The sequence below is a fragment of the Pseudomonas sp. B21-012 genome (assembly GCF_024749305.1).
Taxonomy (GTDB): Bacteria; Pseudomonadota; Gammaproteobacteria; order Pseudomonadales; family Pseudomonadaceae; genus Aquipseudomonas.
Genome location: NZ_CP087197.1, coordinates 4371140 through 4397569, shown reverse-complemented (window position 1 = coordinate 4397569; position 26430 = coordinate 4371140). Strand labels below are relative to the sequence as shown.

Here is a 26430-nt window from a genome sequence, read left to right as displayed (position 1 = left end):
TTGATGTCCGCACGCCTGCTGTATGTGATGGACCCGATGTGCTCATGGTGCTGGGGCTTTGCCCCGGTCGCCGAGGCCCTGATCGCCCAGGCACAGGCGGCGGGCGTGCCGACCCGGGTGGTGCTCGGCGGCCTGCGTTCCGGCAGCCGTGCGCTGGATGCCTCGACCCGCGGCTACATCCTCGATCACTGGCAGGCGGTACACGACGCCACCGGGCAGGATTTTCAATTCGAAGGCGCACTGCCTGACGGTTTTGTCTACGACACCGAGCCTGCCTGTCGGGCCCTGGTCACCGCCCGTAGCCTCGACCCGCAATACGTGGGTGCCTTGCTCAAGCTGATCCAGCAGGCCTTCTACCTGCGCGGCGAAGACGTCACCCGTGCGCCCTTGCTGGTAGAACTGGCCGAGCAGGCCGGTTACCAGCGCGCCGCCTTTGCCGAAGCCTTTACCAGCGCCGAACAGCGCGCGGCCACGGCGGCGGACTTCACCTGGGTCCAGGACCTGGGCATTGCCGGTTTCCCGACCCTGCTGGCCGAACGCAATGGCCAGCTGGCCTTGCTGACCAATGGCTATCAAGCCCTCGAATCGCTTGAGCCGCTGCTCGGCCGCTGGCTGCAGCAGGCCGCTTGTGCTTGACCTGCCGGGTTCACCCGACCCGGTACCAGGGCCAGGCCCTGTGCATGCTGATCGCTTGAGCTGGGCAGAAATCCGCCGCCTGGCCCTGCGCCATAAAAAAGCCCTGTGGATCGCCAACGGCGTGGCCGTGCTGGCGGCGTTGTGCAGTGTGCCGATCCCCTTGCTGCTGCCGTTGCTGGTCGACGAAGTGCTGCTGGGCCATGGCGATGCCGCGCTCAAATGGATGAACCAGTTCCTGCCCGGCAACTGGCAGGTTGCTGGCGGCTACATCGGCCTGATGCTGGTATTCACCCTGACCCTGCGCTGCGCCGCCCTGGCCTTCAACGTGGTGCAGGCCAAGCTGTTCGCCGGCCTTGCCAAAGACATCGTCTACCGCTTGCGCATTCGCCTGATCGAGCGCCTCAAGCGCATTTCCCTGAGTGAATACGAAAGTCTGGGCAGCGGTACCGTGACCACCCACCTGGTCACCGACCTGGACACCCTCGACAAGTTCGTCGGCGAAACCCTCAGCCGCTTCCTGGTGGCCATGCTGACCCTGACCGGCACCGCCGCCATCCTTATGTGGATGCACTGGAAGCTGGCGCTGCTGATCCTGCTGTTCAACCCCTTGGTGATCTTCGCCACGGTGCAGTTGGGCAAGCGGGTCAAGCACCTGAAGAAGCTTGAGAACGACAGCACCTCGCGCTTCACCCAGGCGCTGACCGAGACCCTCGACGCGATCCAGGAAATCCGTGCCAGCAACCGCCAGGGCTATTTCCTCGGCCGCCTTGGCCTGCGCGCCCAGGAGGTACGCAACTACGCCGTCGCCTCGCAGTGGAAAAGCGACGCGAGCGGGCGTGCCAGCGGCTTGCTGTTCCAGTTCGGCATCGATATTTTCCGCGCTGCGGCGATGCTCACGGTGCTGTTCTCGGACTTGTCGATCGGGCAGATGCTGGCGGTGTTCAGCTACCTGTGGTTCATGATCGGCCCGGTCGAGCAACTGCTCAACCTGCAATACGCCTACTACGCCGCTGGCGGCGCCCTGAGCCGGCTCAACGAGCTGCTGGCGCGGGCCGACGAGCCGCAATACCCCGGTGGCATCGACCCGTTCAAGGGCCGCGACACTGTCGGCATCGAGGTGCAGGGCCTGCGCTTTGCCTACAACGACGAGCCGGTGCTCGACCAGCTCAACCTGTCGATTGCCCCCGGCGAAAAGGTCGCCATCGTCGGCGCCAGTGGCGGTGGCAAGAGCACCCTGGTGCAACTGCTGCTGGGCCTGTACAGCGCCCAGGCCGGGACCATCCGCTTTGGTGGCTCGACCCTGCAGGAAATCGGCCTGGAAACCCTGCGCGAGCATGTTGCGGTGGTACTCCAGCACCCGTCGCTGTTCAACGACACGGTGCGCGCCAACCTGACCATGGGCCGCGACTGCAGCGATGATGCCTGCTGGCAGGCGCTGAACATCGCCCAGCTCGACGCTACCATCGCCGCCTTGCCGCAAGGCCTGGACAGCGTGGTTGGTCGCTCCGGGGTGCGTTTGTCCGGTGGCCAGCGTCAGCGCCTGGCCATTGCGCGGATGGTGCTGGCCGAGCCCAAGGTGGTGATTCTCGACGAGGCCACCTCGGCGCTGGATGCGGCCACCGAATACAACCTGCACCAGGCCCTGACCCGTTTTCTCAGCGCCCGCACCACGCTGATCATTGCCCACCGCCTGTCGGCGGTGAAGCAGGCCGACCGGGTGCTGGTGTTTGACGGCGGCCATGTCGCCGAGGACGGCGATCACCAGCAATTGATCGCCGAAGGTGGCTTGTACGCCAAGCTGTACGGCCATTTGCAACAGAGTTAGGGCAAATTGGTTAGCAAGTGAGAAAAGCTCTGCAGGATTAATGGCAAATAGCCTAGGCTGTGCTTTGGTAGGTGGGATTCATCCGGCTCTGTTGCAAGGGACCTCATGAAGCGAAAACGGACTCTCGAAGCGCCAAAGTTGTTGGGCATTATCTGGCCATTTGTTGCTGTGGTGCTGTTTCAGGCCTTGCTCGGGAGCATCAGCCTGTACGCGCTGTCGGCAGTGCGTGGTTATGTGGCGGGCGAGAGCCTGTGGTCCAAGGGCCAGAAAGACGCCATCTATTACCTCAATCAATACGCTGACAGCCGCGACGAGGCGGTCTTCAAGAAGTATCGCAAGGCCATCGCCGTGCCCCAGGGCGGCCATGACCTGCGCGTAGCCCTCGACTTGCCGAGCCCGGATATCGACGCCGCGCGCCGTGGCATCCTCCAGGGCGGCAACCATCCCGACGACGTTTCCAGCGTGATCTGGTTGTACCTGAACTTTCATCAGGTCAGCTATATGCAAAAGGCCATCGAGCTGTGGGCGGTCGGTGACGGATTTCTGCGCCAGCTGGACGAAGTGGCCGAGCAGATGCACAGCGGTTTTCGCACAGGCCAGGCCGACGCCCGCAGCGTTGCCGGCTGGAAGGCACAGATTGCCGCGATCAACGATGCCGTGACCCCGGCTGCGCGGGCGTTCAGCGATGCCCTGGGCGAAGGCTCGCGGATGTTGCTGCGGGTGCTGCTGGTCACTAACCTCGCTACTGCATTGTTTCTGATTGCCCTGGCCTGGATGCGCTCGAGCAAGCTGCTGGCCCAGCGCCAGGCTTTTGCCAATGCCCTTGAGGTGGAGAAGGAGCGGGCGCAGATCACCCTCGAATCGATCGGCGATGGCGTGATCACCACCGATGTCGAAGGCTGCATCGCCTACATGAACCCGGCCGCCGAGCAGTTGACCCACTGGCATGCCGCCCAGGCCCAGGGCCTGCCGCTGGCGGCACTGTTCAGCCTGCTCGACGAGAACGCCGAAAAAGACAGTCTGACCCTGGTCGAGCGCGTACTCGAAGGTGGCCTCAAGGGTGGCAGCGAACACACCAAGCTGATCCAGCGCCTGGACGGCAGCACCGTGTCAGTGACGCTGGTGGGCGCGCCGATCATGGCCGAAGGCAAGGTCAGCGGTATTGTCCTGGTGCTGCACGACATGACCCAGGAACGCCAGTACATCGCCAACCTGTCCTGGCAGGCGACTCACGACGCCCTGACTGGCCTGGCCAACCGTCGCGAGTTCGAATATCGCCTGGAGCTGGCGCTCAACGCCATGGCGCGCAAGCCGGCACGGCATTCACTGATGTTCCTCGACCTGGACCAGTTCAAGCTGGTCAACGATACCTGCGGCCATGCCGCGGGCGATGAACTGCTGCGCCATATCTGTGCGGTGCTCCAGGCCGGCCTGCGCGAAGGCGACACCCTGGCGCGGCTGGGCGGCGACGAGTTCGGCATCCTCCTCGAAAACTGCCCGCAGGAGCAGGCCGAGCGCATTGCCGAGAGCTTGCGCCAGGCCGTGCAGAGCCTGCATTTCGTCTGGAAAGGGCGACCGTTCATGACCACCGTGAGCCTGGGCCTGGTGCATATCGCTCAGGGCCCGACCACCCTCGAAGCTTCGCTGCGGGCCGCCGACATGGCCTGCTACATGGCCAAGGAGAAGGGCCGCAACCGCGTACAGGTGTACCACGCCGACGACAGCGAGCTGTCCATGCGCTTTGGCGAGATGGCCTGGATCCAGCGCCTGCACGTGGCCCTGGAAGAAAACCGCTTCTGCCTGTATGCCCAGGAAATTGCCGCCCTCGGCCCCCATGAGGGCGCCGGGCATATCGAGATTCTGCTGCGCCTGCATGACGAGAGCGGGCGCATTATTCTGCCCGACAGCTTCATCCCCGCCGCCGAGCGCTATGGCCTGATGACTGCGCTGGACCGCTGGGTGGTGCGCAGTGTGTTCAAGGTCATCCGCCAGTGCCTGGACGAGCAGCGCGAAGGCCCGTTGGCCATGTGCGCGATCAACCTGTCGGGCAGCAGTATTGGTGACGACAAATTCCTTGAATACCTGCAACGGCTGTTCAGCGAGTTCGCCATCCCGCCGCACATGATTTGTTTCGAAATAACCGAAACCAGCGCCATCGCCAACCTTGGCAGCGCCATTCGCTTTATCAACGAGCTCAAGGGCCTAGGTTGCCGGTTCTCGCTGGACGACTTTTGCGCCGGTATGTCGTCGTTCGCTTATTTGAAGCATTTGCCTGTAGACTTTCTGAAAATCGACGGAAGTTTTGTCAAGGACATGCTCGATGACCCGATCAACCGGGCCATGGTCGAGGTGATCAATCACATCGGTCACGTGATGGGCAAACGCACCATTGCCGAGTTTGTCGAAACCCCGTTGATCGAGCAGGCCCTGCAGGAAATTGGCGTCGACTACGCCCAGGGATACCTGATCGAGCGGCCACAGGTGTTCACCTGTGACAGCTTGCAGCGCAAACGGATTGCTGCAAGGCCCCTGTTGTTCAAGGCGCCGGGGACCTTTCGCTGAGATCCACCGATAATCACAAGGAACAAGGAGCTGACAGTGATTGACGCGTTCATACGTACTGGTCCATTGATGGACCCCAGCAGTTACCCGCTTTGGGCCCAGCAGTTGATCAAGGACTGCAGCGAGAGCAAGCGTCGGGTGGTGGAGCACGAGCTTTATCAACGCATGCGCGATGGCCGCCTCAGTGGCCGGACCATGCGCCAGTACCTGATTGGTGGCTGGCCGGTGGTCGAGCAGTTCTCCCTTTACATGGCCAAGAACCTCACCAAGACCCAGTACGCCCGCCACCCTGGTGAAGACATGGCGCGGCGCTGGCTGATGCGCAACATCCGTGTCGAACTCAACCACGCCGATTACTGGCGGTTCTGGGCCCAGGCCCATGGCGTCAGCCTCGAAGAGCTGCAGGCGCAGGAAGTTCCCAGCGAACTCAATGCCCTCAGCGACTGGTGCTGGCACACCTGTGCGACCGATGCGCTGGTAGTGGCCATTGCCGCCACCAATTACGCCATCGAAGGCGCAACCGGCGAGTGGTCGGCGGTGGTGTGTTCTACCGGTGTCTATGCCCAGGGCTTCCCGGAAGAGGGTCGCAAGCGCGCCATGAAGTGGCTGAAGATGCACGCCCAGTACGATGACGCGCACCCGTGGGAGGCTTTGGAGATCGTCTGCACCCTGGCCGGCAACAACCCGTCGGCGGCGCTGCAAACCGAACTGCGCCGGGCCGTCTGCAAGAGCTACGACTATATGTTCCTGTTCCTTGAACGCTGCATGCAACAAGAACAGGAACAGCGCCAGCAGCCCGCCCGGGCCCGGGCGGAGCTGGCCGAGGGCTGAGCTTACTGGGCGTTGAACGCCTGGCCGTTGATGCCGGTGCTGTCCGGGCCCATCAGGTACAGGTAAACCGGCATGATCTGCTCTGGCAGCGGATTGTTTTCCGGTGTTTCTGCAGGGTAGGCCTGGGCGCGCATGCTGGTGCGGGTGGCGCCCGGGTTGACACTGTTGGCCCGCACCGGCGCCACCCCTTCAAGCTCGTCGGCGAGGGTCTGCATCAGGCCCTCGGTGGCGAACTTCGACACTCCATAGGCACCCCAGTAGGCCCGGCCTTTGCGCCCGACGCTGCTGGAGGTGAAGATCACCGAGGCATCGGCCGACAGCTTGAGCAGCGGCAGCAGGGTGCTGGTGAGCATGAACATGGCATTGACGTTGATCTGCATCACGCGCATGAAGTTGTCGCCCGAGAGCTGCTCCAGCGGCGTGCGCGGGCCGATGATCGAGGCGTTGTGCAACAGGCCGTCGATATGCCCGAACTCGGCTTCGATCATCGCCGCCAGTTCGTCGTACTGGTGCGGCAGGGCGGTTTCCAGGTTGAACGGGATGACCGCAGGCTTGGGGTGGCCGGCCGCTTCGATCTCGTCGTAGACCTGGCTCAGGTTGGCTTCGGTCTTGCCCAGCAGCAAGACGGTGGCGCCATGGGCGGCATAGCTCTTGGCCGCGGCCGCACCGATGCCGCGACCGGCGCCGGTGACCAGGATGGTCCGGCCCTTGAGCAGGTCGGGGCGGGCAGAGTAATCGAACATGGGGTTACCTCCTGGAAATGGGTGTGACTTCATCGCGGGGCTGTGGGAGCGGGCTTGCCCCGCGATGCGTGTCTGAAATCAGCAGCCGCAAAGCGCGTTGTCGAGCACCTTGCGTAGCTCCAGCGGATGGTCGACCACCACATCCGCACCCCAGTTGTTGGGGTTGTCATCTGGATGAATATAGCCGTAGCGCACCGCAGCAGTACGGGTGCCGGCATCGCGGCCCGACTCGATGTCGCGCAGGTCGTCGCCGACGAACAGCACGCTGGCCGGGTCCAGGTTGAGGGTCTTGCAGGCGAGGATCAGCGGCTCGGGGTCTGGCTTGCTGTTCTTCACGTGGTCCGGGCAGATCAACAGCGCCGAACGCTCGCTCAGACCCAGTCGCTGCATGATTGGCTCGGCGAAGCGCACCGGCTTGTTGGTGACCACGCCCCAGATCAGCTTGCCTTTCTCGATGTCGGCCAGCAGTTCGGCCATGCCGTCGTAGAGCTTGCTGTGCACCGCGCAACCTTGCTGGTAACGCTCGAGGAATTCCAGGCGCAAGGTCTCGAAGCCTTCGTCCTCGGGGTCGAGGTTGAAGGTCACCGAGACCATGGCCTTGGCACCGCCCGAGACCACGTCGCGAATTTTCTGGTCTTCGATTGCCGGCAGGCCGCGCTCGGCGAGCATGGCCTGGCAGATGGCGATGAAGTCCGGCGCCGTGTCGAGCAGGGTGCCGTCCATGTCGAAAAGTACCGCTCGCAAACGCATGCTTATTCCTCGCGCAGGGTCTGGATCATGTAGTTGACGTCAACGTCGTTGGCCAGCTTGTAATGCTTGGTCAGCGGGTTGTAGGTCAGGCCGGTGATGTCCTTGACGGTCAGGCCGGCGTCGCGGCTCCAGGCGCCGAGCTCGGACGGGCGGATGAATTTCTTGAAGTCATGGGTGCCGCGCGGCAGCAGCTTCATGATGTATTCGGCGCCGATGATGGCGAACAGGTAGGCCTTGGGGTTGCGGTTGATGGTCGAGAGGAACACCTGGCCACCGGGCTTGACCATACGGAAGCACGCGCGAATCACTGAGGAAGGGTCTGGCACGTGCTCGAGCATTTCAAGGCAGGTGACCACGTCGAACTGCTCGGGCATCTCTTCGGCCAGGGCCTCGGCGGTGATCTGCCGGTACTCGACGTTGACCCCGGACTCGAGCTGATGCAGCTGGGCCACGGCCAGCGGCGCCTCACCCATGTCGATACCGGTCACGGTGGCGCCGCGCAGGGCCATCGCTTCGCTGAGGATGCCGCCGCCACAGCCGACGTCGAGGACCTTCTTGCCGGCCAGCTTGACCCGCTCGTCGATCCAGTTGACCCGCAGCGGGTTGATGTCGTGCAGTGGCTTGAACTCGCTTTCGCGGTCCCACCAGCGGTGGGCCAGGGCTTCGAACTTGGCGATTTCGGCGTGGTCGACGTTGCTCATGGAACAGTCCTCTGAAACTTGGATAATTTGCTTTTGCCCGCCAGCATTGGCTGCCGGGCGCTTATTCGTTGCGCGCGCCGATCCGCTGGCCCCAGGCACAGGCGGTGGCGTGCAGGGCCTGTTCGTCCAGGCGGGTCAGGCGCCGGTCGTCAAGCAGTGGCTTGCCGGCGACCCAGACATGCTTCACGCAGTCCCGGCCGCTGGTGTAGATCAATTGCGACACCGGGTCATACAGCGGTTGCTGGGCCAGGCCGGAAAGGTCGAACGCGACCAGGTCGGCGGCCTTGCCCACTTCCAGCGAACCGGTGATCGCCTCCAGGCCCAGTGCCCGGGCGCCGTTGAGGGTGGCCATGCGCAACGCCCGGTGGGCATCCAGGGCGCTGGCCGAGCCGGCCACGGCCTTGGCCAGCAGCGCCGCGGTACGGGTTTCGCCGAGCAGGTCGAGGTCATTGTTGCTGGCCGCCCCGTCGGTACCGACGGCGACGTTGACGCCGGCCTGCCACAAGCGCTCGACCGGGCAGAAACCGCTGGCCAGCTTGAGGTTGGACTCCGGGCAGTGCACCACACTGGTGTTGCTTTCTACCAGCAGGGCCAGATCCTCGTCGCTGACCTGGGTCATGTGAACCGCCTGCAGGCGCGGCCCGAGCAGGCCCAGGCGAGCCAGCCGGGCCAGCGGGCGCTCGCCGCGGGTGTGCAGCGATTGCTCGACCTCCAGGGCGGTTTCATGGATATGCATGTGGATCGGCGCGTCGAGCTCTTCGGCGATGACGCGGATCTTTTCCAGGTTGGCGTCGCTAACCGTGTACGGCGCGTGCGGGCCCAGGGCCACGGTGATGCGCGGGTGGTGGCGCAGGTCGCCGAACAGCTCGATGCCCAGCTGCAGGGCTTCTTCGGTGCTGCGCGCGCCGGGGATCGGGAAATCCATCAGGGGCACGGCGATTTGCGCGCGGATGCCGCTGTGGTGCACGCGCTCGCTGGCTACCTTGGGGTAGAAGTACATGTCGCTGAAGCAGGTGATGCCGCCTTTTACCTGCTCGGCGATGGCAAGGTCGGTGCCGTCGCGGACGAAATCTTCGTCGACCCAGCGCTCTTCGGCCGGCCAGATCTGCTCCTGCAGCCAGGTCATCAACGGCAGGTCGTCGGCCAGGCCGCGAAACAGGGTCATCGCCGCATGGCCGTGGGCGTTGACCAGCCCCGGGCTGAGCAGGCAGCCCGGCAGCTCGCGGGTTTGCGCCGCGATGAACGCCTGGGCCTGGCTGCGCGGGCCGATGAACACGATCTGCCCGTCGCGCACGCCCAGGGCATGGTCCTGCAAAACCACCCCGGCAGGCTCGACCGGCACCAGCCAGGCAGGCAGGAGCAGCAGGTCGAGCGGCAAAGCGGGTTTGGGCATGTCAGGTTTCCCTGGGCGATAGAAGGTGAGGGCGAAGTATACCCGAGCGTCCGCGCCTGGGGCTCGCTATAATCGTCCGCTTTTGATGTCCGAATGATGGGGTGAGGCATGCGCGATCGACTAATGGCAGCAGAGAAGGTGAAAGCCATCGATTGGCGGGATGGCACCCTCTATCTGCTCGACCAGCGCGCGTTGCCGTCGGCGCAGGTCTGGCTGGCCTGCAAGGACGCCGCCGCAGTGGCCGAGGCTATCCGCACAATGGTGGTGCGCGGCGCCCCGGCCATTGGCATCAGCGCCGCCTACGGCCTGGCCATGGCGATTGCCCAGCGCCTGGCCGCCGGCGGTGACTGGGAAATGGCCCTGGAAGAGGATTTCGAGCTGCTGGTGCACGCGCGGCCGACCGCCGCCAACCTGTTCTGGGCCCTGAACCGCATGCGTGAGCGCCTGCTGCGGCTCAAGGATGGCGATGACGTGCAGGCCATCATGGCGGCTGAGGCCGTGGCCATTCATGAAAGCGACCGTGAAGCCAACCTGACCATGGCCCAGCTGGGCGTCGACCTGATCCGCAAGCACCAGGGCAACGAACAGGCCATTCTCACCCATGGCAACACCGGGGCCCTGGCCACCGGCGGCTTCGGTACCGCCCTCGGGGTGGTGCGCGGCGCTTACCTGGAAGGCATGATCGAGCGCGTCTATGTCGATGAAACCCGCCCGTGGCTGCAGGGCTCGCGCCTGAGCGCCTGGGAGCTGGCCGGCGAGGGTATCCCGGCTACCATCACTGCCGACTCGGCGGCTGCCCACCTGATGAAAACCAAGGGCATCACCTGGGTGATCGTCGGCGCCGAGCGCATTACTGCCAATGGCGATGTGGCGAGCAAGATCGGCACCTACCAGCTGGCGGTCAATGCCATGCACCACGGCGTGCGCTTCATGGTCGTGGCGCCGAGCTCGAGCATCGACATGAACCTTGAAAGTGGCGACGACATCCTCCTTGAAGAGCGCAGCCCCAGCGAGTTGCTGGAGCTCGGCGGCGAGTCGCTAGGCGCTGACTTCGAGGCGTTCAACCCGGTCTTTGATGTAACTCCGGCCGACCTGATCGACGTGATCATCACCGAGAAAGGCATCGTCGAGCGCCCGGACACGGTGAAGATGGCGCAACTGATGTGTCGCAAGCGTTTGCATTGAGTCTTTGCCGTCGTCTGCGGCCTGTTGTAGCTGCTAACGGGCGTTATCGACGAGCAGTAGGGTAGTAGTGCTGCAGGCTACTCCCACCCTCTGGGCGATTGTGGTAACATCCGACGGTTTCCAAGGCCGCCCTGCGGGGCTGTCTTTACTGCGCAGATCCATGGCATAACTCGTTGATTTGTCGTAAGTCGTTGCAAGGAGTCACTTTGCAGCGGCGAGCTTCGTTCGTCCCATATGGATGTGACGAGGTTTCACCAGAAAAAGGAATCAGGCTTCTCATGGGCGAACTGGCCAAAGAAATCCTCCCGGTCAATATCGAAGACGAGCTGAGACAGTCCTACCTCGACTACGCGATGAGCGTCATTGTCGGGCGTGCACTGCCCGATGCGCGTGATGGCTTGAAGCCCGTGCATCGCCGCGTTCTGTATGCGATGAGCGAACTGGGTAACGACTGGAACAAACCGTACAAGAAATCCGCCCGTGTGGTCGGTGACGTGATCGGTAAGTACCACCCGCATGGTGATACCGCCGTTTACGACACCATCGTACGTATGGCCCAGCCGTTCTCGCTGCGTTACCTGCTGGTCGACGGCCAGGGTAACTTCGGTTCGGTCGACGGCGACAACGCCGCCGCCATGCGATACACCGAAGTGCGCATGACCAAGCTGGCCCACGAGCTGCTGGCCGACCTGCATAAAGAGACGGTCGACTGGGTACCCAACTACGACGGTACCGAGCAGATCCCGGCGGTCATGCCGACCAAGATCCCCAACCTGCTGGTCAACGGTTCCAGCGGTATCGCCGTGGGCATGGCGACCAACATTCCGCCGCACAACCTCGGTGAAGTCATCGACGGTTGCCTGGCGCTGATCGACAACGCCGACATCACTGTCGACGAACTGATGCAGTTCATCCCCGGCCCGGACTTCCCGACCGCGGCGATCATCAACGGTCGCCAGGGCATCATCGAGGCCTATCGCACCGGCCGTGGCCGTATCTACATGCGCGCCCGCTCGATGGTCGAAGACATCGACAAGGTCGGTGGCCGCCAGCAGATCGTCGTCACCGAGCTGCCGTACCAGCTGAACAAGGCGCGTCTGATCGAGAAGATCGCCGAGCTGGTCAAGGAGAAGAAGCTCGAAGGTATTACCGAGCTGCGCGACGAGTCCGACAAAGACGGTATGCGTATCGTCATCGAGCTGCGTCGTGGCGAAGTGCCTGAGGTGATCCTTAACAACCTCTACGCCCAGACCCAGCTGCAGAGCGTCTTCGGCATCAACGTGGTAGCGCTGATCGACGGCCGTCCACGGGTGCTGAACCTCAAAGATCTGCTCGAGGCCTTCGTTCGCCACCGCCGCGAAGTGGTTACCCGCCGTACCGTGTTCGAACTGCGCAAGGCGCGTGAGCGCGGGCACATCCTTGAAGGCCAGGCGGTTGCGCTGTCCAACATCGATCCGGTAATTGCCTTGATCAAGGCTTCGCCAACGCCGTCCGAGGCCAAGGAAGCGCTGATCAGCACGCCGTGGGAATCCAGCGCCGTGCAGGTCATGGTCGAGCGCGCCGGCGCCGATTCCTGCCGTCCGGAGAACCTCGATCCGCAGTTCGGTCTGCGCGATGGCAAGTACTTCCTGTCGCCGGAACAGGCCCAGGCCATTCTCGACCTGCGTCTGCACCGCCTGACAGGCCTGGAGCACGAGAAGCTGTTGGCTGAGTACCAGGAGATCCTCAACCAGATCGGCGAGCTGATCCGCATCCTCAACAGCGCCGAGCGCCTGATGGAAGTGATCCGTGAAGAGCTGGAGCTGATCCGCGCCGAGTACGGCGACGTGCGCCGCACCGAGATCCTCGATGCGCGTCTGGACCTGACCCTGGGTGACATGATTCCGGAAGAAGACCGGGTCGTGACCATCTCCCATGGCGGCTACGCCAAGACCCAGCCACTGGCCGCCTACCAGGCCCAGCGTCGCGGTGGTAAAGGCAAGTCGGCTACCGGCGTCAAGGACGAGGACTACATCTCGCACCTGCTGGTCGCCAACAGCCACACCACCCTGCTGCTGTTCTCCAGCAAGGGCAAGGTGTACTGGCTCAAGACCTATGAAATCCCCGAAGCCTCCCGTGCCGCGCGCGGTCGGCCGCTGGTCAACCTGCTGCCGCTGGACGAGGGCGAGTACATTTCGACCATGCTGCCGGTCGAGGAATACACCGAAGGTCACTTCATCTTCATGGCCACCGCCAACGGCACCGTGAAGAAGACCCCGCTGGAATCCTTCAGCCGCCAGCGCAGTGTTGGCCTGATCGCCCTGGAGCTGGACGAAGGCGACGTACTGATTTCCGCGGCCATCACCGATGGCGAGCGTGAGGTCATGCTGTTCTCCGACGCCGGCAAGGTCACCCGCTTCAAGGAATCCGACGTCCGTGCCATGGGTCGTACTGCCCGCGGTGTACGCGGCATGCGTCTGGCAGAAGGGCAGAAGCTGATCTCCATGATCATCCCGGAAGAAGGCAGCCAGATCCTCACTGCCTCCGAGCGCGGCTACGGCAAACGTACTGCCATTAGCGAGTTCCCGGAGTACAAGCGTGGCGGTCAGGGCGTAATCGCCATGGTCAGCAACGAGCGTAACGGCCGTCTGGTCGGGGCTGTGCAGGTGCTCGACGGCGAAGAAATCATGCTGATTTCCGACCAGGGCACCCTGGTCCGTACCCGTGTCGGTGAAGTCTCCAGCCTGGGCCGTAATACCCAGGGTGTGACCCTCATCAAGCTGGCCAGCGACGAGACCCTGGTGGGTCTGGAGCGGGTCCAGGAGCCATCCGAAGAGGAAGGTGACGAGGACTTCGACGCCGACGTGGAAGGCACCGAGCTGGACGCCGATGCGGCGCCGCAGGCCGATGCCGCTGCCGACGAAGAGGCACAGCCGGAATAACCTATTAGTAGCGCAATCCTGGTGGGGGAGGTCGCGGCAGTCGGGCACGGCTCGCTGCCCGACCGGCTCCTGCGGACATCAAGAGCAGAGCGAGAGTGGATGTGAGCAAACGAGCCTTTAACTTCTGCGCAGGCCCTGCTGCGCTCCCTGACGCTGTACTGCAGCGCGCCCAGGCTGAAATGCTGAACTGGCGTGGCAAAGGCCTGTCGGTGATGGAGATGAGTCACCGTAGCGACGACTACGTGGCCATTGCCGAGAAGGCCGAGCAGGATCTGCGCGACCTGATGTCCATTCCTTCCAATTACAAGGTGCTGTTCCTGCAGGGCGGTGCGAGCCAGCAGTTCGCCGAGATTCCGCTCAACCTGCTGCCTGAAGACGGCACCGCCGACTATATCGAAACCGGTATCTGGTCGAAAAAAGCCATCGAAGAAGCCCGCCGCTACGGCAACATCAACGTTGCTGCCAGTGCCAAGGCCTACGACTACCTGGCCATCCCCGGTCAGAACGAATGGAACCTGAGCAACAACGCCGCCTACGTGCACTACGCCTCGAACGAGACCATCGGTGGTCTGGAGTTCGACTGGGTGCCGCAGACCGGTGACGTGCCGCTGGTGGTCGACATGTCCTCGGACATTCTCTCGCGTCCGATCGACGTCTCCAACTTCGGCCTGATCTACGCTGGCGCCCAGAAGAACATCGGCCCGAGCGGCCTGGTGGTGGTGATTGTCCGTGAGGACCTGCTCGGCCGCGCCCGCAGCAGTTGCCCGACCATGCTCGACTATAAGGTCGCGGCCGACAACGGCTCGATGTACAACACCCCGGCAACCTATTCCTGGTACCTGTCGGGGCTGGTCTTCGAGTGGCTGAAAGAGCAGGGCGGCGTCGAGGCCATGGAGCAGCGCAACCGGGCCAAGAAAGACCGCCTGTACGGCTTCATCGACAACAGCGACTTCTACACCAACCCGATCAGCGTCAACGCCCGTTCGTGGATGAACGTGCCGTTCCGCCTGGCCGACGAGCGCCTGGACAAGGCTTTCCTCGCCGGTGCCGACGCCCGTGGCCTGCTCAACCTCAAGGGTCACCGTTCGGTCGGCGGCATGCGTGCCTCGATCTACAACGCCCTGGGCCTGGACGCGGTCGAAGCGCTGGTTGGCTACATGGCTGAATTCGAGAAGGAGCACGGCTGATGTCGGAGCAGGAACTCAAGGCGCTGCGGGTGCGCATTGACAGCCTCGACGAGAAGATTCTCGAGCTGATCAGTGACCGTGCTCGCTGCGCGCAAGAAGTGGCGCGGGTCAAAACCGCGACCCTGGCCGAAGGCGAGACCCCGGTGTTCTACCGCCCCGAGCGCGAGGCGCAGGTGCTCAAGCGCGTCATGCAGCGCAACCAGGGGCCACTGGGCAACGAAGAGATGGCGCGGTTGTTCCGCGAAATCATGTCCTCGTGCCTGGCCCTGGAGCAACCGCTGAAGGTCGCCTACCTCGGCCCTGAGGGGACCTTCACCCAGGCCGCGGCGATGAAGCATTTCGGCCATGCGGTGATCAGCAAGCCGATGGCAGCCATCGACGAAGTGTTCCGCGAAGTGGCGGCCGGCGCCGTCAACTTCGGCGTGGTGCCGGTGGAGAACTCCACCGAGGGTGCGGTCAATCACACCCTCGACAGCTTCCTCGAGCACGACATGGTGATCTGCGGTGAAGTCGAGCTGCGTATTCACCACCACCTGCTGGTGGGTGAGAACACCAAGACCGACAGCATCAGCCGCATCTACTCCCACGCCCAGTCGCTGGCCCAGTGCCGCAAGTGGCTGGATGCCCATTACCCGAATGTCGAGCGCGTGGCGGTGTCGAGCAACGCCGAAGCGGCCAAGCGGGTCAAGGGCGAGTGGAACTCGGCGGCCATTGCCGGTGACATGGCGGCTGGCCTGTATGGCCTTACGCGCCTGGCCGAGAAGATCGAAGACCGTCCGGACAACTCCACGCGCTTTCTGATGATCGGTAACCAGGAAGTGCCGCCGACCGGCGACGACAAGACCTCGATCATCGTCTCCATGAGCAACAAGCCGGGTGCCTTGCACGAGCTGTTGGTGCCGTTCCACGAGAATGGTATTGACCTCACTCGTATCGAGACCCGTCCGTCGCGCAGTGGCAAATGGACCTACGTGTTCTTCATCGATTTCGTCGGCCACCACCGCGATCCGCTGATCAAGGCCGTGCTCGAGCAGATCAGTCAGGAAGCCGTGGCCCTGAAGGTGCTGGGTTCCTACCCGAAAGCGGTACTCTGAGGTATGAATGGCGTGCATGCAGTTTTGAACAGGGTCCAGCTCCGTGGTTGAAGTCGTGGTAAACAAGCCTGGGCCGATCATCGGCCGGCTGGTGGTGGTCGGGTTGGGCCTGATTGGCGGGTCTTTCGCCAAGGGCTTGCGTGAAAGCGGTCTGTGCCGCGAAGTGGTCGGTGTCGACCTTGATCCGCAGTCGCGCAAGCTGGCGGTGGAGCTGGGCGTGGTCGACCGCTGCGAAGAAGACCTCGCTGCCGCCTGCGTCGGCGCTGATGTCATTCAGCTGGCCGTGCCGATCCTGGCCATGGAAAAGCTCCTCGCGCGCCTGGCTCAACTGGATCTCGGCCAGGCGGTGCTGACCGACGTTGGCAGTGCCAAGGGTAATGTCGTGCGCGCCGCCCGCGAGGCCCTCGGTGCGCGATTGCCGCGTTTTGTGCCCGGGCATCCGATTGCCGGCTCCGAGCAGAGCGGGGTGGAGGCTTCCAATGCTTCGCTGTTCCGCCGCCACAAAGTCATTCTCGCGCCGCTGGCTGAAACCGAGCCGGCTGCGCTGGCGCTGGTCGATCAGCTCTGGCGTGCGCTTGAGGCCGATGTCGAGCACATGCAGGTCGAGCGTCACGACGAAGTCCTGGCCGCGACCAGCCACTTGCCACACCTGCTGGCCTTCGGCCTGGTCGATTCCCTGGCCAAGCGCAATGAAAACCTCGATATCTTCCGTTACGCTGCCGGAGGTTTCCGCGATTTCACGAGAATCGCCGGAAGCGACCCGGTCATGTGGCATGACATCTTTCTCGCCAATCGCGAGGCTGTCCTGCGCACGCTGGATACATTTCGCAGCGACCTCGACGCCTTGCGCGACGCGGTCGATGCAGGGGATGGGCATCAACTGCTGGGCGTCTTCACGCGCGCCCGTGTTGCCCGCGAGCATTTCAGTAAAATCCTGGCCCGCCGGGCCTATGTGGACGCTATGAACTCCAACGACCTGATTTTCCTGGCAAATCCTGGTGGCCGCGTGTCTGGCCGTATTCGTGTACCAGGTGACAAATCGATTTCCCATCGCTCGATCATGCTCGGCTCCCTGGCCGAAGGCACCACCGAAGTGGAAGGTTTCCTCGAGGGCGAAGACGCCCTGGCAACCTTGCAGGCCTTCCGCGACATGGGTGTGGTCATTGAAGGCCCGCACCATGGCCGTGTGACTATCCATGGTGTCGGCCTCAATGGCCTGAAGCCGCCACCGGGCCCGATCTACCTGGGTAACTCCGGTACCTCCATGCGTCTGCTCTCCGGCCTGCTGGCGGCGCAGCCGTTCGACACCGTGCTGACCGGCGATGCCTCGCTGTCCAAGCGGCCGATGAACCGTGTCGCCAACCCGCTGCGGGAAATGGGCGCGGTGATCGAAACTGCCGCCGAAGGTCGTCCGCCGATGACCATCCGTGGTGGCCACACCCTCAAGGCCCTGACCTACGCGCTGCCGATGGCCAGTGCCCAGGTCAAATCCTGCCTGCTGCTGGCCGGCCTGTACGCCCAAGGCAAGACCACGGTTACCGAGCCTGCGCCAACCCGCGACCACACCGAGCGCATGCTCCGTGGCTTTGGCTACAGCGTTGATGTTGAGGGTCCTACGGCTTCGCTGGAATCTGGCGGCAAGCTGACGGCAACTCATATCGAGGTCCCGGCGGATATTTCCTCGGCGGCGTTCTTCCTGGTGGCTGCATCGATTGCCGAAGGCTCCGAACTGCTGCTCGAGCACGTCGGCATCAACCCGACCCGTACCGGCGTCATCGATATCCTGCGCCTGATGGGCGGCGACATCACCCTGGAAAACCAGCGTGAAGTCGGCGGTGAGCCGGTGGCTGACCTGCGCGTACGCGGGGCTAAACTCAAAGGCATCGAGATCCCCGAGCACCTGGTACCGCTGGCCATCGACGAGTTCCCGGTGCTGTTCGTCGCCGCGGCCTGCGCCCAAGGCCGTACCGTGCTGCGCGGCGCCGAAGAGCTGCGGGTCAAGGAATCCGATCGCATCCAGGTCATGGCCGACGGCCTGCTGGCCCTGGGCGTGAAGTGCGAGCCAACCCCGGACGGCATTATCATCGACGGCGGCGTGATCGGCGGCGGTGAAGTGCACGGTCATGGCGACCATCGCATCTCCATGGCCTTCAGTGTGGCCTCGTTGCGCGCCACTGCGCCGATCCGCATCCATGATTGTGCCAACGTCGCGACCTCGTTCCCGAACTTCCTCGCCCTGTGCGCCGAAGTCGGCATCCGTGTGGCAGAAGAGGGCAAGTCGTGAATTCCAACGCACCGGTCATCACCATCGACGGGCCAAGCGGTTCGGGCAAGGGTACCGTCGCCGGCCTGCTGGCCCGCGAGCTGGGCTGGAAGCTGCTGGATTCCGGCGCGCTGTACCGCTTGCTGGCCTTCAATGCCAACAACCATGGTGTCGACCTGACCAACGAAGAATTGCTCAAGGCCCTGGCCGCACATCTGGATGTGCAGTTCATCGCCGCCGAGCCGGGCAAGCTGCAGCAGATCATTCTCGAAGGTGAGGATGTCAGCAATGTCATCCGTACCGAAACCGTGGGTGCCGGTGCTTCCATGGTCGCCTCGCTGCCGGCGGTGCGTGAAGCCTTGCTGCAGCGCCAGCGGGCGTTCCAGGAAGCGCCGGGGCTGATTGCCGACGGCCGCGACATGGGCACCGTGGTGTTCCCGAATGCGCCGCTCAAGGTTTTTCTGACCGCCAGCGCCGAGGAGCGTGCCCGCCGTCGTTACTTGCAGTTGAAGGGCAAGGGCGAAGATGTTAGTCTGTCGAGTCTGCTAGATGAGATTCGTGCGCGCGATGAGCGCGACACCCAGCGCGCAGTGGCCCCGCTCAAGCCGGCGGCCGATGCGATACAGCTGGATTCCACGGAGTTGTCCATCGAGCAGGTGTTGCAACGCATCAATAGCGAGATCGCCCTGCGCGGTATCGTTTGATGACCAGGAGAGCAGGCAGGGGCACCAGTCAACGTCCTGTCGGCTTTCCTTTATATGAACGAAACCCACATTGTCTGGAATGTGGCTGATGGGCGTATGTCCCGCCCTAATCTACAGGAATTAAAATGAGCGAAAGCTTTGCAGAACTCTTTGAAGAAAGCCTGAAAACCCTCAATCTTCAGCCGGGTGCGATCATCACCGGTATCGTTGTCGACATCGACGGCGACTGGGTTACCGTACACGCTGGCCTGAAGTCCGAGGGCGTCATCCCGCTCGAGCAGTTCTACAACGAAGCTGGCGAGCTGACCATCAAGGTCGGTGACGAAGTTCACGTTGCGCTGGACGCGGTCGAAGACGGCTTTGGCGAAACCAAACTGTCCCGTGAAAAAGCCAAGCGCGCCGAGTGCTGGATTGTTCTGGAAGCAGCTTTCGCCGCCGAAGAAGTGGTCAAGGGCGTTATCAACGGTAAGGTTAAAGGCGGCTTCACTGTCGACGTTAACGGTATCCGTGCGTTCCTGCCTGGTTCCCTGGTTGATGTCCGCCCAGTGCGCGACACCACCCACCTGGAAGGCAAAGAGCTGGAATTCAAGGTCATCAAACTGGACCAGAAGCGCAACAACGTTGTCGTTTCCCGTCGCAGCGTCCTGGAAGCCGAGAACAGCGCCGAGCGCGAAGCTCTGCTGGAATCCCTGCAGGAAGGCCAGCAAGTCAAAGGTATCGTCAAGAACCTCACCGACTACGGCGCATTCGTTGACCTGGGCGGCGTTGATGGCCTGCTGCACATCACCGACATGGCTTGGAAACGTATCAAGCACCCATCGGAAATCGTCAACGTTGGCGACGAGATCGATGTCAAGGTTCTGAAGTACGATCGCGAGCGCAATCGTGTATCTCTGGGTCTGAAGCAACTGGGTGAAGACCCATGGGTTGCTATCAAGGCTCGTTACCCAGAAAGCACCCGCGTCATGGCGCGTGTTACCAACCTGACCGACTACGGCTGCTTCGCAGAGCTGGAAGAAGGCGTGGAAGGCCTGGTACACGTTTCCGAAATGGACTGGACCAACAAGAACATCCATCCTTCGAAAGTCGTACAAGTCGGCGACGAAGTGGAAGTCATGGTTCTGGACATCGACGAAGAGCGTCGTCGTATCTCCCTGGGCATCAAACAGTGCAAGTCCAACCCATGGGAAGACTTCTCTGGCCAGTTCAACAAGGGCGACAAGATCTCCGGCACCATCAAGTCGATCACCGATTTCGGTATCTTCATTGGTCTGGACGGCGGCATCGACGGCCTGGTTCACCTGTCGGACATCTCCTGGAACGAAGTCGGCGAAGAAGCCGTACGTCGCTTCAAGAAGGGCGACGAGCTGGACACCGTCATCCTGTCGGTTGACCCAGAGCGCGAGCGCATCTCCCTGGGTATCAAGCAACTGGAAAGCGATCCGTTCTCCGAGTACGTTGCTAGCAACGACAAGGGTGCAATCGTCAAGGGTGTTGTAAAAGAAGTTGACGCCAAAGGCGCCATCATCACCCTGGCCGACGACATCGAAGCCACTCTGAAAGCTTCCGAAATCAGCCGTGACCGCGTTGAAGACGCGCGTAACGTCCTGAAGGAAGGCGAAGAGATCGAAGCGAAGATCATCAGCGTTGACCGCAAATCGCGCGTCATCCAGCTGTCGATCAAGTCGAAAGACGACGCTGAAGAGAAAGAAGCTATCCAGAGCCTGAAAGAATCCGCTCCGGAAGCTGCTGCTGACACCACCATGGCTGCGCTGCTGCGTCAGGCAATGGCCAAACAGAACTAAGTTCTGCTGGTGTTAAAAAAAGGGCGACTTCGGTCGCCCTTTTTTGTGCCTGCGATTCTTGCTTGCGGCTGAAACCCTTACGCCAGTGAGCTTCGGCGTAATCAATGGCAAACAGCTATCATCCATTACGCCAAGGCGTATTTCTTCAAAATCCGATTAAGTCAAGAACCGCCCTGTTCAAATCCCTCAGGTCATGCTAAAAACAACGGAGCAATGATCTAGCTGCTTGATAAAGAAGGGAAAAATATGACGAAGTCGGAGCTGATCGAACGTATTGTCACCCATCAAGGGCTGCTCTCATCCAAGGATGTCGAGCTGGCCATCAAGACCATGCTTGAGCAAATGTCCCAGTGCCTGGCCACTGGCGATCGCATCGAAATCCGCGGCTTTGGCAGCTTCTCCCTGCACTATCGTGCCCCCCGCGTAGGTCGCAACCCAAAAACCGGTCAGTCCGTCAGCCTGGATGGCAAGTTTGTGCCACACTTCAAGCCAGGCAAGGAGCTGCGGGATCGGGTGAATGAGGAAGAGTCCCAAGAACACTAATCGGATAAAAGGAAGCCTCCGTGCGGAACTTCAAGCGGTTGATTTTGGTCGTATTTCTTTTGCTGCTAGCAGCGATGGTGCTGATTTTTGTGCTGGATAATCAGCAGCCGGCGTCATTGCATTTCATGGCCTGGACACTGCCTTCCCTGCCGTTGGCTGTATTTGTACTCATCGCATTGCTGGTTGGTCTGGCTGTGGGCCCCTTGTTGGTGCTGGCCGGCCGATTGCTTGGCAAAGAAGGGCGGGGGCGAGCTAAAGTTTGATTTTCGTAGCCTGCTTGGCGATTGCCAATGGCAAGGGCGTGGCTGTTATAGATGTAAAAACGCTCAACGATAAGAGCGCAGCGAAACCTGATAAGGACTGAATTATAAATGCGCAACACCCCCGAGAGTAATCGGTTAGATCCAGAGTTGGACGTGCTTGAGTTACTTGGAAGCCTTTGGGCGAAAAAACTGATTATCTTGTCAGTTATGTTCCTCGCCGTCCTGGCAGCTGTGATTTATCTGTTCATCGCCAAGCCTGTTTATGAAGCCCGGGTTTTTGTCATTCCGCCGACCCAGAATGGTATCGCCGATTTCAACTACGGTCGTACTGCCGAGGCTGAGCTGAAACCGTACTCGGTCAAGGATGTGTACGAGGTTTTTTTGCGTGATCTTCAAGCGGAATCGTTGCGCCGTAGTTTTTTTGAAGAGTTTTATCTGCCATCGCTCAGCGAGTCAGAGCGTGCGGGTTCGCAAACTCGACTTTACGAAAAATTTTCTCGTGAGTTGGTGATTTCACCCAGTGGAAAAGACTCCCCTGATCGCTATTCCTTGACAGTGCAAGGCGAGGATCCACAGCGTGTGGTCGCCTGGGCCAAGACTTACGTTATGCGCGCCGGTGATTCGGCTCGTGAAGAGATGATAAAGAACGTCACCCGCGAAGCAGAAGTTCGCGCGAGGAATCTGGCTCAACAGATTGATCGTTTGCGCGAAGGTGGGCAGAAGGTGCGCGAGGACCTTATTGTTCAGTTGCGCGAGGCGCTGAATGTTGCGCGTGCAATTGGTTTGAAAGAGCCGCCGATTATCAGTGGGAATTTGTCTACCGAAGTGTCTGCGGGTATGGATGGGCACTTGAGCTACATGCGTGGTACCAAGGCGCTGGAGGCGGAGATTCAGAACCTCGAGCAGCGCAGGTCTGACGATCCGTTCATTACCCGTTTGCGTGACCTGCAGGCCCGGTATGCGTTCTATATGAGTGTTGAAGTCAACCCTGAGAGTGTAGCGGTTTTTCGCATCGACGGTCCTATAGAACAGCCTGACGCCCCGATCAAGCCAAGAAAATCTGTGGTGCTGGCCATGGCTGCGCTGGCTGGATTGCTCCTGGGTGTAGGCTATGTCCTGTTGGCGGCAGCGATGCGCCGGCGGCCGGTTCGACCGCAATAATTAAAGTGCTCGGTCATGACTCCAAAAGCGGCGGCGCCGCTTTTGGTGTTTCCGGGGCAGGCTCTGTTTTATCGTGAGGCCCGCTTTGCTATCGTGCAGCAAGGCGGCCTGAAAGCGAATTTTCGAGGGTGTAGCATGATTCCGTTCAACAAACCACCTTACACCGGTGCGGAAGATCAGTACGTTATTGCGGCGATGCGCAGCGATAAAATGTCCGGAGATGGCGAGTTTAGTCAACGCTGCCAACAGTGGTTTGAGACAAGCTTTGCTTGCTTGCGCACGTTGTTAACGCCGTCCTGTACCCAGGCGCTCGAAATGGCAGCACTGCTTCTGGATATTGGCCCTGGCGATGAAGTCATCATGCCAAGCTATACCTTTGTCAGTACCGCCAACGCCTTTGTTTTGCGCGGTGCCAAAATTGTCTTTGTTGATGTTCGGGCTGACACCATGAATATCGACGAAACCTTGGTTGAACAGGCGATTACCGAACGAACAAAAGCGATCGTTCCTGTGCACTATGCCGGTGTTGCCTGCGAAATGGACACGTTGATGGCCATTGCCGAGAAGCACGGCCTGTTCGTTGTCGAAGATGCGGCTCAAGGCATGATGTCGACCTACAAAGGACGGCCGCTGGGCACCATCGGGCATTTGGCGGCTTACAGCTTTCACGAGACCAAGAACTATACCAGCGGTGGTGAGGGGGGCTTGCTGCTGATTAATGACGAGCGCTTTGTTTTACGTGCAGAAGTCATTCGTGAGAAAGGTACGAACCGCTCGCAGTTCTTTCGTGGGCAGGTCGACAAGTACACGTGGCGTGACATTGGCTCAAGTTTCTTGCCGGGTGAGTTGCAGGCTGCTTACCTCTATGCGCAGTTGGAAAAATCGAAAGAGATCAATGCCCGTCGACTGCAAATCTGGGATATGTATCACCAGGCCTTTGCGGCTTCGGAATTGCATGGGCTGGTTCAGCGTCCTCAGGTTCCGGAGGGCTGCGAGCACAATGGCCATATGTACTACCTGAAACTCCAGTCGCTCGACCAGCGTGCGCAGTTCATCAGCCATATGCGTCAGCGCGAAATCTTGACGCCATTCCACTATATCCCTCTGCATGCCAGCCCTGCAGGCCAGCAGTTCGGCAGGTTTGTCGGTGATGACGTAGTAACGACTCGTGACAGTGAACGACTGGTTCGCCTTCCGGTGTGGTTCAACATGACGGATGCCATGGTGGCTACCGTCATTGATGCAGCGCTCGAGGGGCTGAGTTCAATTCAATGAGTGCTGTCCGTTCAGCCCTGTTCACGGGTGGCGCCCATGCATCGAAAGTGCTCATGGGCTTCATCCTTCTTAAGGTCATGGCTGTTTATCTTGGTCCGGAGGGCGTGGGTAAGCTCGGGCACCTGATGAGTGTTGTCAGTGTGCTGACGATTCTTTCCGGAGGCGGCATCATCAATGCGTTGGTCAAGTACTGTTCTGAGTACCACCAGACGCCCAGGAAACTGCTGCGTTTCATTTCGGCTGCGGTCACCTATGCCCTGTTATTCTCCCTGTTGGTTTGTATTGCGGGGATAGTGCTTTCACGGCCGCTTTCACTGTTTGTATTTGGTGTCGATGACTATCAGTCGATCATCATTCTGCTGGCCATTGCCCAGTTGGCACTGGCGTTTGCAAATGTTGTTTTCGGTGTCACCAATGGCTTGCGTGTAACCCACGTCTTCGCCTACAGCCAGATTCTTGGCAACGTCCTGGCGGTCCCTTTGTTATGGTTCTGTATCTCCCGTTATCTGGAGTATGGGGCCGGGGTTTCCATCGTTCTGGCTTCATCCTTGTGCGCGCTACCAGCACTGTACTTTTACCGTCGCTCACCTTTTTGGGGGCGGATTCGCCTATTCAAGATTGATGGGCTGTCGTTCCGGCAATTGTTTGCCTATACCACAATGCTGGTGGTCAGCACGCTGGCATTCCCGCTGGTAGAAATCACTGTGCGCAGCATGTTGATTTCCCAGGTGGGCTATCACGATGCGGGGATCTGGCAGGCGGCGATTCGCTTTTCTGCGGCGTACCTGGGTTTCTTTACCATGTTCCTGGCCTTCTATTTTGTGCCACGGATTTCCCCTGAACAGAACAGTACTGTCGTGGTGAAGATGACACTCCGGCACCTGTATCTGGTTCAGGCTATTTTTGTCCTTGGTGCGGGGACGCTGTACTTGGGGCGAACGTTCTTCATAAAGCTTATTTTTTCCGAAGAGTTTAGCCCGCTGGCCGACCTGATTATTTATCAGTTGCTGGGGGACTTTTTCAAAATATCGGCCTATGTAATCGGTTTTATCGCCGTGGCGAAGGCGGCAACGAAGTTATATATTATTGCCGAGGTGCTCCAGGGCGGTTTGTTTTTGTTGGGTGCCTGGCTGATGAGTCGCGCTCAGGTGGGCGTTGAAAGTGTTATGCAAGCATACGTTGTTACTTATATCCTGTACTTCGTTATTTGCTTGATCGGTTTGCGGGTTTATATGAGGAAGCAGCGTTGAGTCTCAAGGAAACCGGTGCGTCCGAGCGGGCGCAGCAAGCGCTCAGTGCCAGGGTCATTCACTTGTCTACCAATGATTTTGGTGGTGCCGGCAGTGCGGCTTTGCGCTTTCACGCGTCCTTGCTGGCAGCCGGGCACGACTCGCAATTGTTTGTGGCTGAATCCCGATCGTCCCATACCGTGCCGGCGGTAACGCGGGTGGTGAGCGAACTGTTCAAGGTCCGCATCAAGGCGTTTGCCAGGAAGCACTTGCCATCAAAAGTGTTCTCCAGGGTGCGGGCCCACTTTGTCGCTCGCGAGCGATTTTCGGCAAAAAGAAAGTACCTGTTCTTTTCTGTCGGCGAGTCCGCGGTTCAAGGCATCAATCCCGAGCTGGTTCAGCGTATTACCTCGGCAGATGTGCTCTTTGTGCACTGGGTTGCGGGCTTTGCCAACAGCTTCGATGTCCTGCGGATCCAGAGAAAAACTGGTTGCAAGGTGTATTACACCTCAATGGACATGGCGCACCTGACCGGTGGCTGCCACTACTACTGGCAGTGCACGGGTTTCCAGGTCGATTGCTCTGATTGTCCGGCGCTCGATCAGCGCCAGAAAAATTATGCGGCTTATCAGTTGCGCGCCAAGTCGGTGAATATTCTGCAGATGAAGGCGACATTATTGTCGGGTAGCCAGCGCATTCATGAGGCCGGAAAGCGCTCTGCCATTCAATATGCTGACCATCAGCTGTTGTCGCTGCCGCTGGACGCCGACCTGTTCAAGCCAGAACTGGCGCAGCGTGCTCCGGAGCGTTCGGTGCAGTTCCGGATGCTTACCAATGCCAATGATGCTGACGACCCGCGCAAGGGTTTTGAATACCTCTCCCTAGTGCTCGTCTGTCTGGAGCAGCAGTTGCTCGCGGGGGAGGAGATTGGTCTCCTGTGCCTGGCGCCGGATCGCTTCTCTCATCTGGGTCTTGAGCGTGTTAAAGTGATCCAATTCGACTACTGTCAAGGCGATGCCGCGTTGGCGGCGCTTTATCGTAAGGCTGATCTGTTTGTCAGTACGTCAATCGAAGATGCTGGCCCTATGATGGTAGGGGAAGCGCTAATGTGTGGCGTACCCGTAGTGGCATTTGATGTCGGCATCGCCACGGAGCTCGTGGAAGAAGGTCGCAATGGTTTTATCGTCGACCGGCTTGATGTCCGGCAAATGGCAGCACGTATCCTCAGTGTTTACCGGGCGCAAGCGCCTGATCTCGAGCAACCCGGCGTCATTCACGAGCGCGCAGCGCGTGTGTTCAGCCATCTGCACTGGGCTGACAGGGTTTCTGATTTGATTTCGGCTGAAATATAGAACTGGA

General features: G+C 60.8%; 21 protein-coding genes. 17 read left to right on the top strand and 4 right to left on the bottom strand.

The genetic code is table 11. The features are described 5' to 3' along the window. Positions 1–3: 3 nt before the first annotated feature. The 4 genes from LOY37_RS20050 to LOY37_RS20035 all read left to right on the top strand — a co-directional run bounded on the left by LOY37_RS20050 (position 4) and on the right by LOY37_RS20035 (position 5854). A complete protein-coding gene (locus LOY37_RS20050) occupies positions 4–636 on the top strand; it encodes a DsbA family protein (RefSeq protein WP_258715587.1) in 633 nt (210 codons plus the stop codon). Next, the gene (locus LOY37_RS20045) at positions 629–2461 is read left to right on the top strand and encodes an ABC transporter ATP-binding protein (RefSeq protein ID WP_093380404.1); all 1833 of its coding nucleotides are present in this window, start codon (positions 629–631) and stop codon (positions 2459–2461) included. The genes LOY37_RS20050 and LOY37_RS20045 overlap by 8 nt, the downstream gene beginning before the upstream one ends. A 105-nt stretch (positions 2462–2566) precedes the next feature. Further along, a complete protein-coding gene (locus tag LOY37_RS20040) occupies positions 2567–5023 on the top strand; it encodes an EAL domain-containing protein (protein WP_093380407.1) in 2457 nt (818 codons plus the stop codon). A 36-nt stretch (positions 5024–5059) separates the two neighbouring features. Next, complete coding sequence (locus tag LOY37_RS20035) at positions 5060–5854, top strand: TenA family transcriptional regulator (protein ID WP_093380409.1); 795 nt, start codon at positions 5060–5062, stop codon at positions 5852–5854. A 2-nt stretch (positions 5855–5856) separates the two neighbouring features. Here LOY37_RS20035 and LOY37_RS20030 read toward each other — a convergent pair whose 3' ends face one another. From LOY37_RS20030 to LOY37_RS20015, 4 genes are all read right to left on the bottom strand, one after another. After that, positions 5857–6597 carry a YciK family oxidoreductase gene (locus LOY37_RS20030; protein WP_045195402.1) on the bottom strand — a complete coding sequence of 247 codons (741 nt, stop codon included), beginning with the start codon at positions 6595–6597 and terminating at the stop codon, positions 5857–5859. 78 nt (positions 6598–6675) lie between these two features. Beyond that, positions 6676–7347 (bottom strand): N-acetylmuramic acid 6-phosphate phosphatase MupP, encoded by a 672-nt coding sequence (gene mupP / locus LOY37_RS20025; RefSeq protein ID WP_258715586.1) that lies wholly within the window; start codon positions 7345–7347, stop codon positions 6676–6678. Between the two features lie 2 nt (positions 7348–7349). Next, complete coding sequence (gene ubiG / locus LOY37_RS20020) at positions 7350–8048, bottom strand: bifunctional 2-polyprenyl-6-hydroxyphenol methylase/3-demethylubiquinol 3-O-methyltransferase UbiG (RefSeq protein WP_258715585.1); 699 nt, start codon at positions 8046–8048, stop codon at positions 7350–7352. Positions 8049–8109: 61 nt separating this feature from the next. Continuing rightward, positions 8110–9441: a TRZ/ATZ family hydrolase gene (locus LOY37_RS20015; protein ID WP_093380411.1), complete on the bottom strand. Its 1332-nt coding sequence runs from the start codon at positions 9439–9441 to the stop codon at positions 8110–8112. 108 nt (positions 9442–9549) lie between these two features. On the opposite strand from LOY37_RS20015, the gene mtnA reads away from it, so the two are divergent. From mtnA to LOY37_RS19950, 13 genes are all read left to right on the top strand, one after another. Further along, positions 9550–10626 (top strand): S-methyl-5-thioribose-1-phosphate isomerase, encoded by a 1077-nt coding sequence (gene mtnA, locus LOY37_RS20010; protein ID WP_093380413.1) that lies wholly within the window; start codon positions 9550–9552, stop codon positions 10624–10626. 278 nt (positions 10627–10904) lie between these two features. Further along, on the top strand, positions 10905–13547 hold the full coding sequence (gene gyrA, locus LOY37_RS20005; RefSeq protein WP_258715584.1) for a DNA gyrase subunit A: 2643 nt from the start codon (positions 10905–10907) through the stop codon (positions 13545–13547). Between the two features lie 101 nt (positions 13548–13648). Continuing rightward, on the top strand, positions 13649–14734 hold the full coding sequence (gene serC, locus LOY37_RS20000) for a 3-phosphoserine/phosphohydroxythreonine transaminase (protein ID WP_045195761.1): 1086 nt from the start codon (positions 13649–13651) through the stop codon (positions 14732–14734). Next, positions 14734–15828 (top strand): prephenate dehydratase, encoded by a 1095-nt coding sequence (gene pheA / locus LOY37_RS19995; RefSeq protein WP_093380418.1) that lies wholly within the window; start codon positions 14734–14736, stop codon positions 15826–15828. The genes serC and pheA overlap by 1 nt, the downstream gene beginning before the upstream one ends. 43 nt (positions 15829–15871) lie before the next feature. Beyond that, positions 15872–18112 carry a bifunctional prephenate dehydrogenase/3-phosphoshikimate 1-carboxyvinyltransferase gene (locus tag LOY37_RS19990; protein ID WP_258715583.1) on the top strand — a complete coding sequence of 747 codons (2241 nt, stop codon included), beginning with the start codon at positions 15872–15874 and terminating at the stop codon, positions 18110–18112. Further along, a complete protein-coding gene (gene cmk, locus LOY37_RS19985) occupies positions 18109–18795 on the top strand; it encodes a (d)CMP kinase (protein WP_258715582.1) in 687 nt (228 codons plus the stop codon). Before LOY37_RS19990 ends, cmk begins: the two co-directional genes overlap by 4 nt. Positions 18796–18920: 125 nt before the next feature. Further along, positions 18921–20600, top strand: coding sequence for a 30S ribosomal protein S1 (gene rpsA, locus LOY37_RS19980; protein ID WP_045195383.1), 1680 nt, complete (start codon positions 18921–18923; stop codon positions 20598–20600). A 246-nt stretch (positions 20601–20846) separates the two neighbouring features. After that, complete coding sequence (ihfB, locus tag LOY37_RS19975; protein ID WP_045195381.1) at positions 20847–21143, top strand: integration host factor subunit beta; 297 nt, start codon at positions 20847–20849, stop codon at positions 21141–21143. A gap of 20 nt (positions 21144–21163) precedes the next feature. After that, positions 21164–21406 carry a lipopolysaccharide assembly protein LapA domain-containing protein gene (locus tag LOY37_RS19970; protein WP_045195379.1) on the top strand — a complete coding sequence of 81 codons (243 nt, stop codon included), beginning with the start codon at positions 21164–21166 and terminating at the stop codon, positions 21404–21406. A 108-nt stretch (positions 21407–21514) separates the two neighbouring features. Further along, the gene (locus tag LOY37_RS19965; RefSeq protein ID WP_093380422.1) at positions 21515–22567 is read left to right on the top strand and encodes an LPS O-antigen chain length determinant protein WzzB; all 1053 of its coding nucleotides are present in this window, start codon (positions 21515–21517) and stop codon (positions 22565–22567) included. 135 nt (positions 22568–22702) lie between these two features. Continuing rightward, positions 22703–23842 (top strand): dTDP-4-amino-4,6-dideoxygalactose transaminase, encoded by a 1140-nt coding sequence (gene rffA, locus LOY37_RS19960; protein ID WP_258717214.1) that lies wholly within the window; start codon positions 22703–22705, stop codon positions 23840–23842. After that, positions 23839–25092, top strand: a complete 1254-nt coding sequence (locus LOY37_RS19955; RefSeq protein ID WP_082075407.1) for an O-antigen translocase — start codon at positions 23839–23841, stop codon at positions 25090–25092. Before rffA ends, LOY37_RS19955 begins: the two co-directional genes overlap by 4 nt. Beyond that, a complete protein-coding gene (locus LOY37_RS19950; RefSeq protein ID WP_258715581.1) occupies positions 25089–26423 on the top strand; it encodes a glycosyltransferase in 1335 nt (444 codons plus the stop codon). Before LOY37_RS19955 ends, LOY37_RS19950 begins: the two co-directional genes overlap by 4 nt. Positions 26424–26430: the final 7 nt, after the last annotated feature.

What these genes read in the sequence shown, in the direction of transcription:
- LOY37_RS20050 (WP_258715587.1), top strand. Translation starts at nt 4, where the DNA reads ATGTCCGCACGCCTGCTGTATGTGATGGACCCGATGTGCTCATGGTGC.
- LOY37_RS20040 (WP_093380407.1), top strand. Translation starts at nt 2,567, where the DNA reads ATGAAGCGAAAACGGACTCTCGAAGCGCCAAAGTTGTTGGGCATTATC.
- LOY37_RS20030 (WP_045195402.1), bottom strand. Translation starts at nt 6,597, where the DNA reads ATGTTCGATTACTCTGCCCGCCCCGACCTGCTCAAGGGCCGGACCATC.
- mupP (WP_258715586.1), bottom strand. Translation starts at nt 7,347, where the DNA reads ATGCGTTTGCGAGCGGTACTTTTCGACATGGACGGCACCCTGCTCGAC.
- ubiG (WP_258715585.1), bottom strand. Translation starts at nt 8,048, where the DNA reads ATGAGCAACGTCGACCACGCCGAAATCGCCAAGTTCGAAGCCCTGGCC.
- LOY37_RS20015 (WP_093380411.1), bottom strand. Translation starts at nt 9,441, where the DNA reads ATGCCCAAACCCGCTTTGCCGCTCGACCTGCTGCTCCTGCCTGCCTGG.
- mtnA (WP_093380413.1), top strand. Translation starts at nt 9,550, where the DNA reads ATGCGCGATCGACTAATGGCAGCAGAGAAGGTGAAAGCCATCGATTGG.
- gyrA (WP_258715584.1), top strand. Translation starts at nt 10,905, where the DNA reads ATGGGCGAACTGGCCAAAGAAATCCTCCCGGTCAATATCGAAGACGAG.
- pheA (WP_093380418.1), top strand. Translation starts at nt 14,734, where the DNA reads ATGTCGGAGCAGGAACTCAAGGCGCTGCGGGTGCGCATTGACAGCCTC.
- rpsA (WP_045195383.1), top strand. Translation starts at nt 18,921, where the DNA reads ATGAGCGAAAGCTTTGCAGAACTCTTTGAAGAAAGCCTGAAAACCCTC.
- ihfB (WP_045195381.1), top strand. Translation starts at nt 20,847, where the DNA reads ATGACGAAGTCGGAGCTGATCGAACGTATTGTCACCCATCAAGGGCTG.
- LOY37_RS19965 (WP_093380422.1), top strand. Translation starts at nt 21,515, where the DNA reads ATGCGCAACACCCCCGAGAGTAATCGGTTAGATCCAGAGTTGGACGTG.
- rffA (WP_258717214.1), top strand. Translation starts at nt 22,703, where the DNA reads ATGATTCCGTTCAACAAACCACCTTACACCGGTGCGGAAGATCAGTAC.
- LOY37_RS19955 (WP_082075407.1), top strand. Translation starts at nt 23,839, where the DNA reads ATGAGTGCTGTCCGTTCAGCCCTGTTCACGGGTGGCGCCCATGCATCG.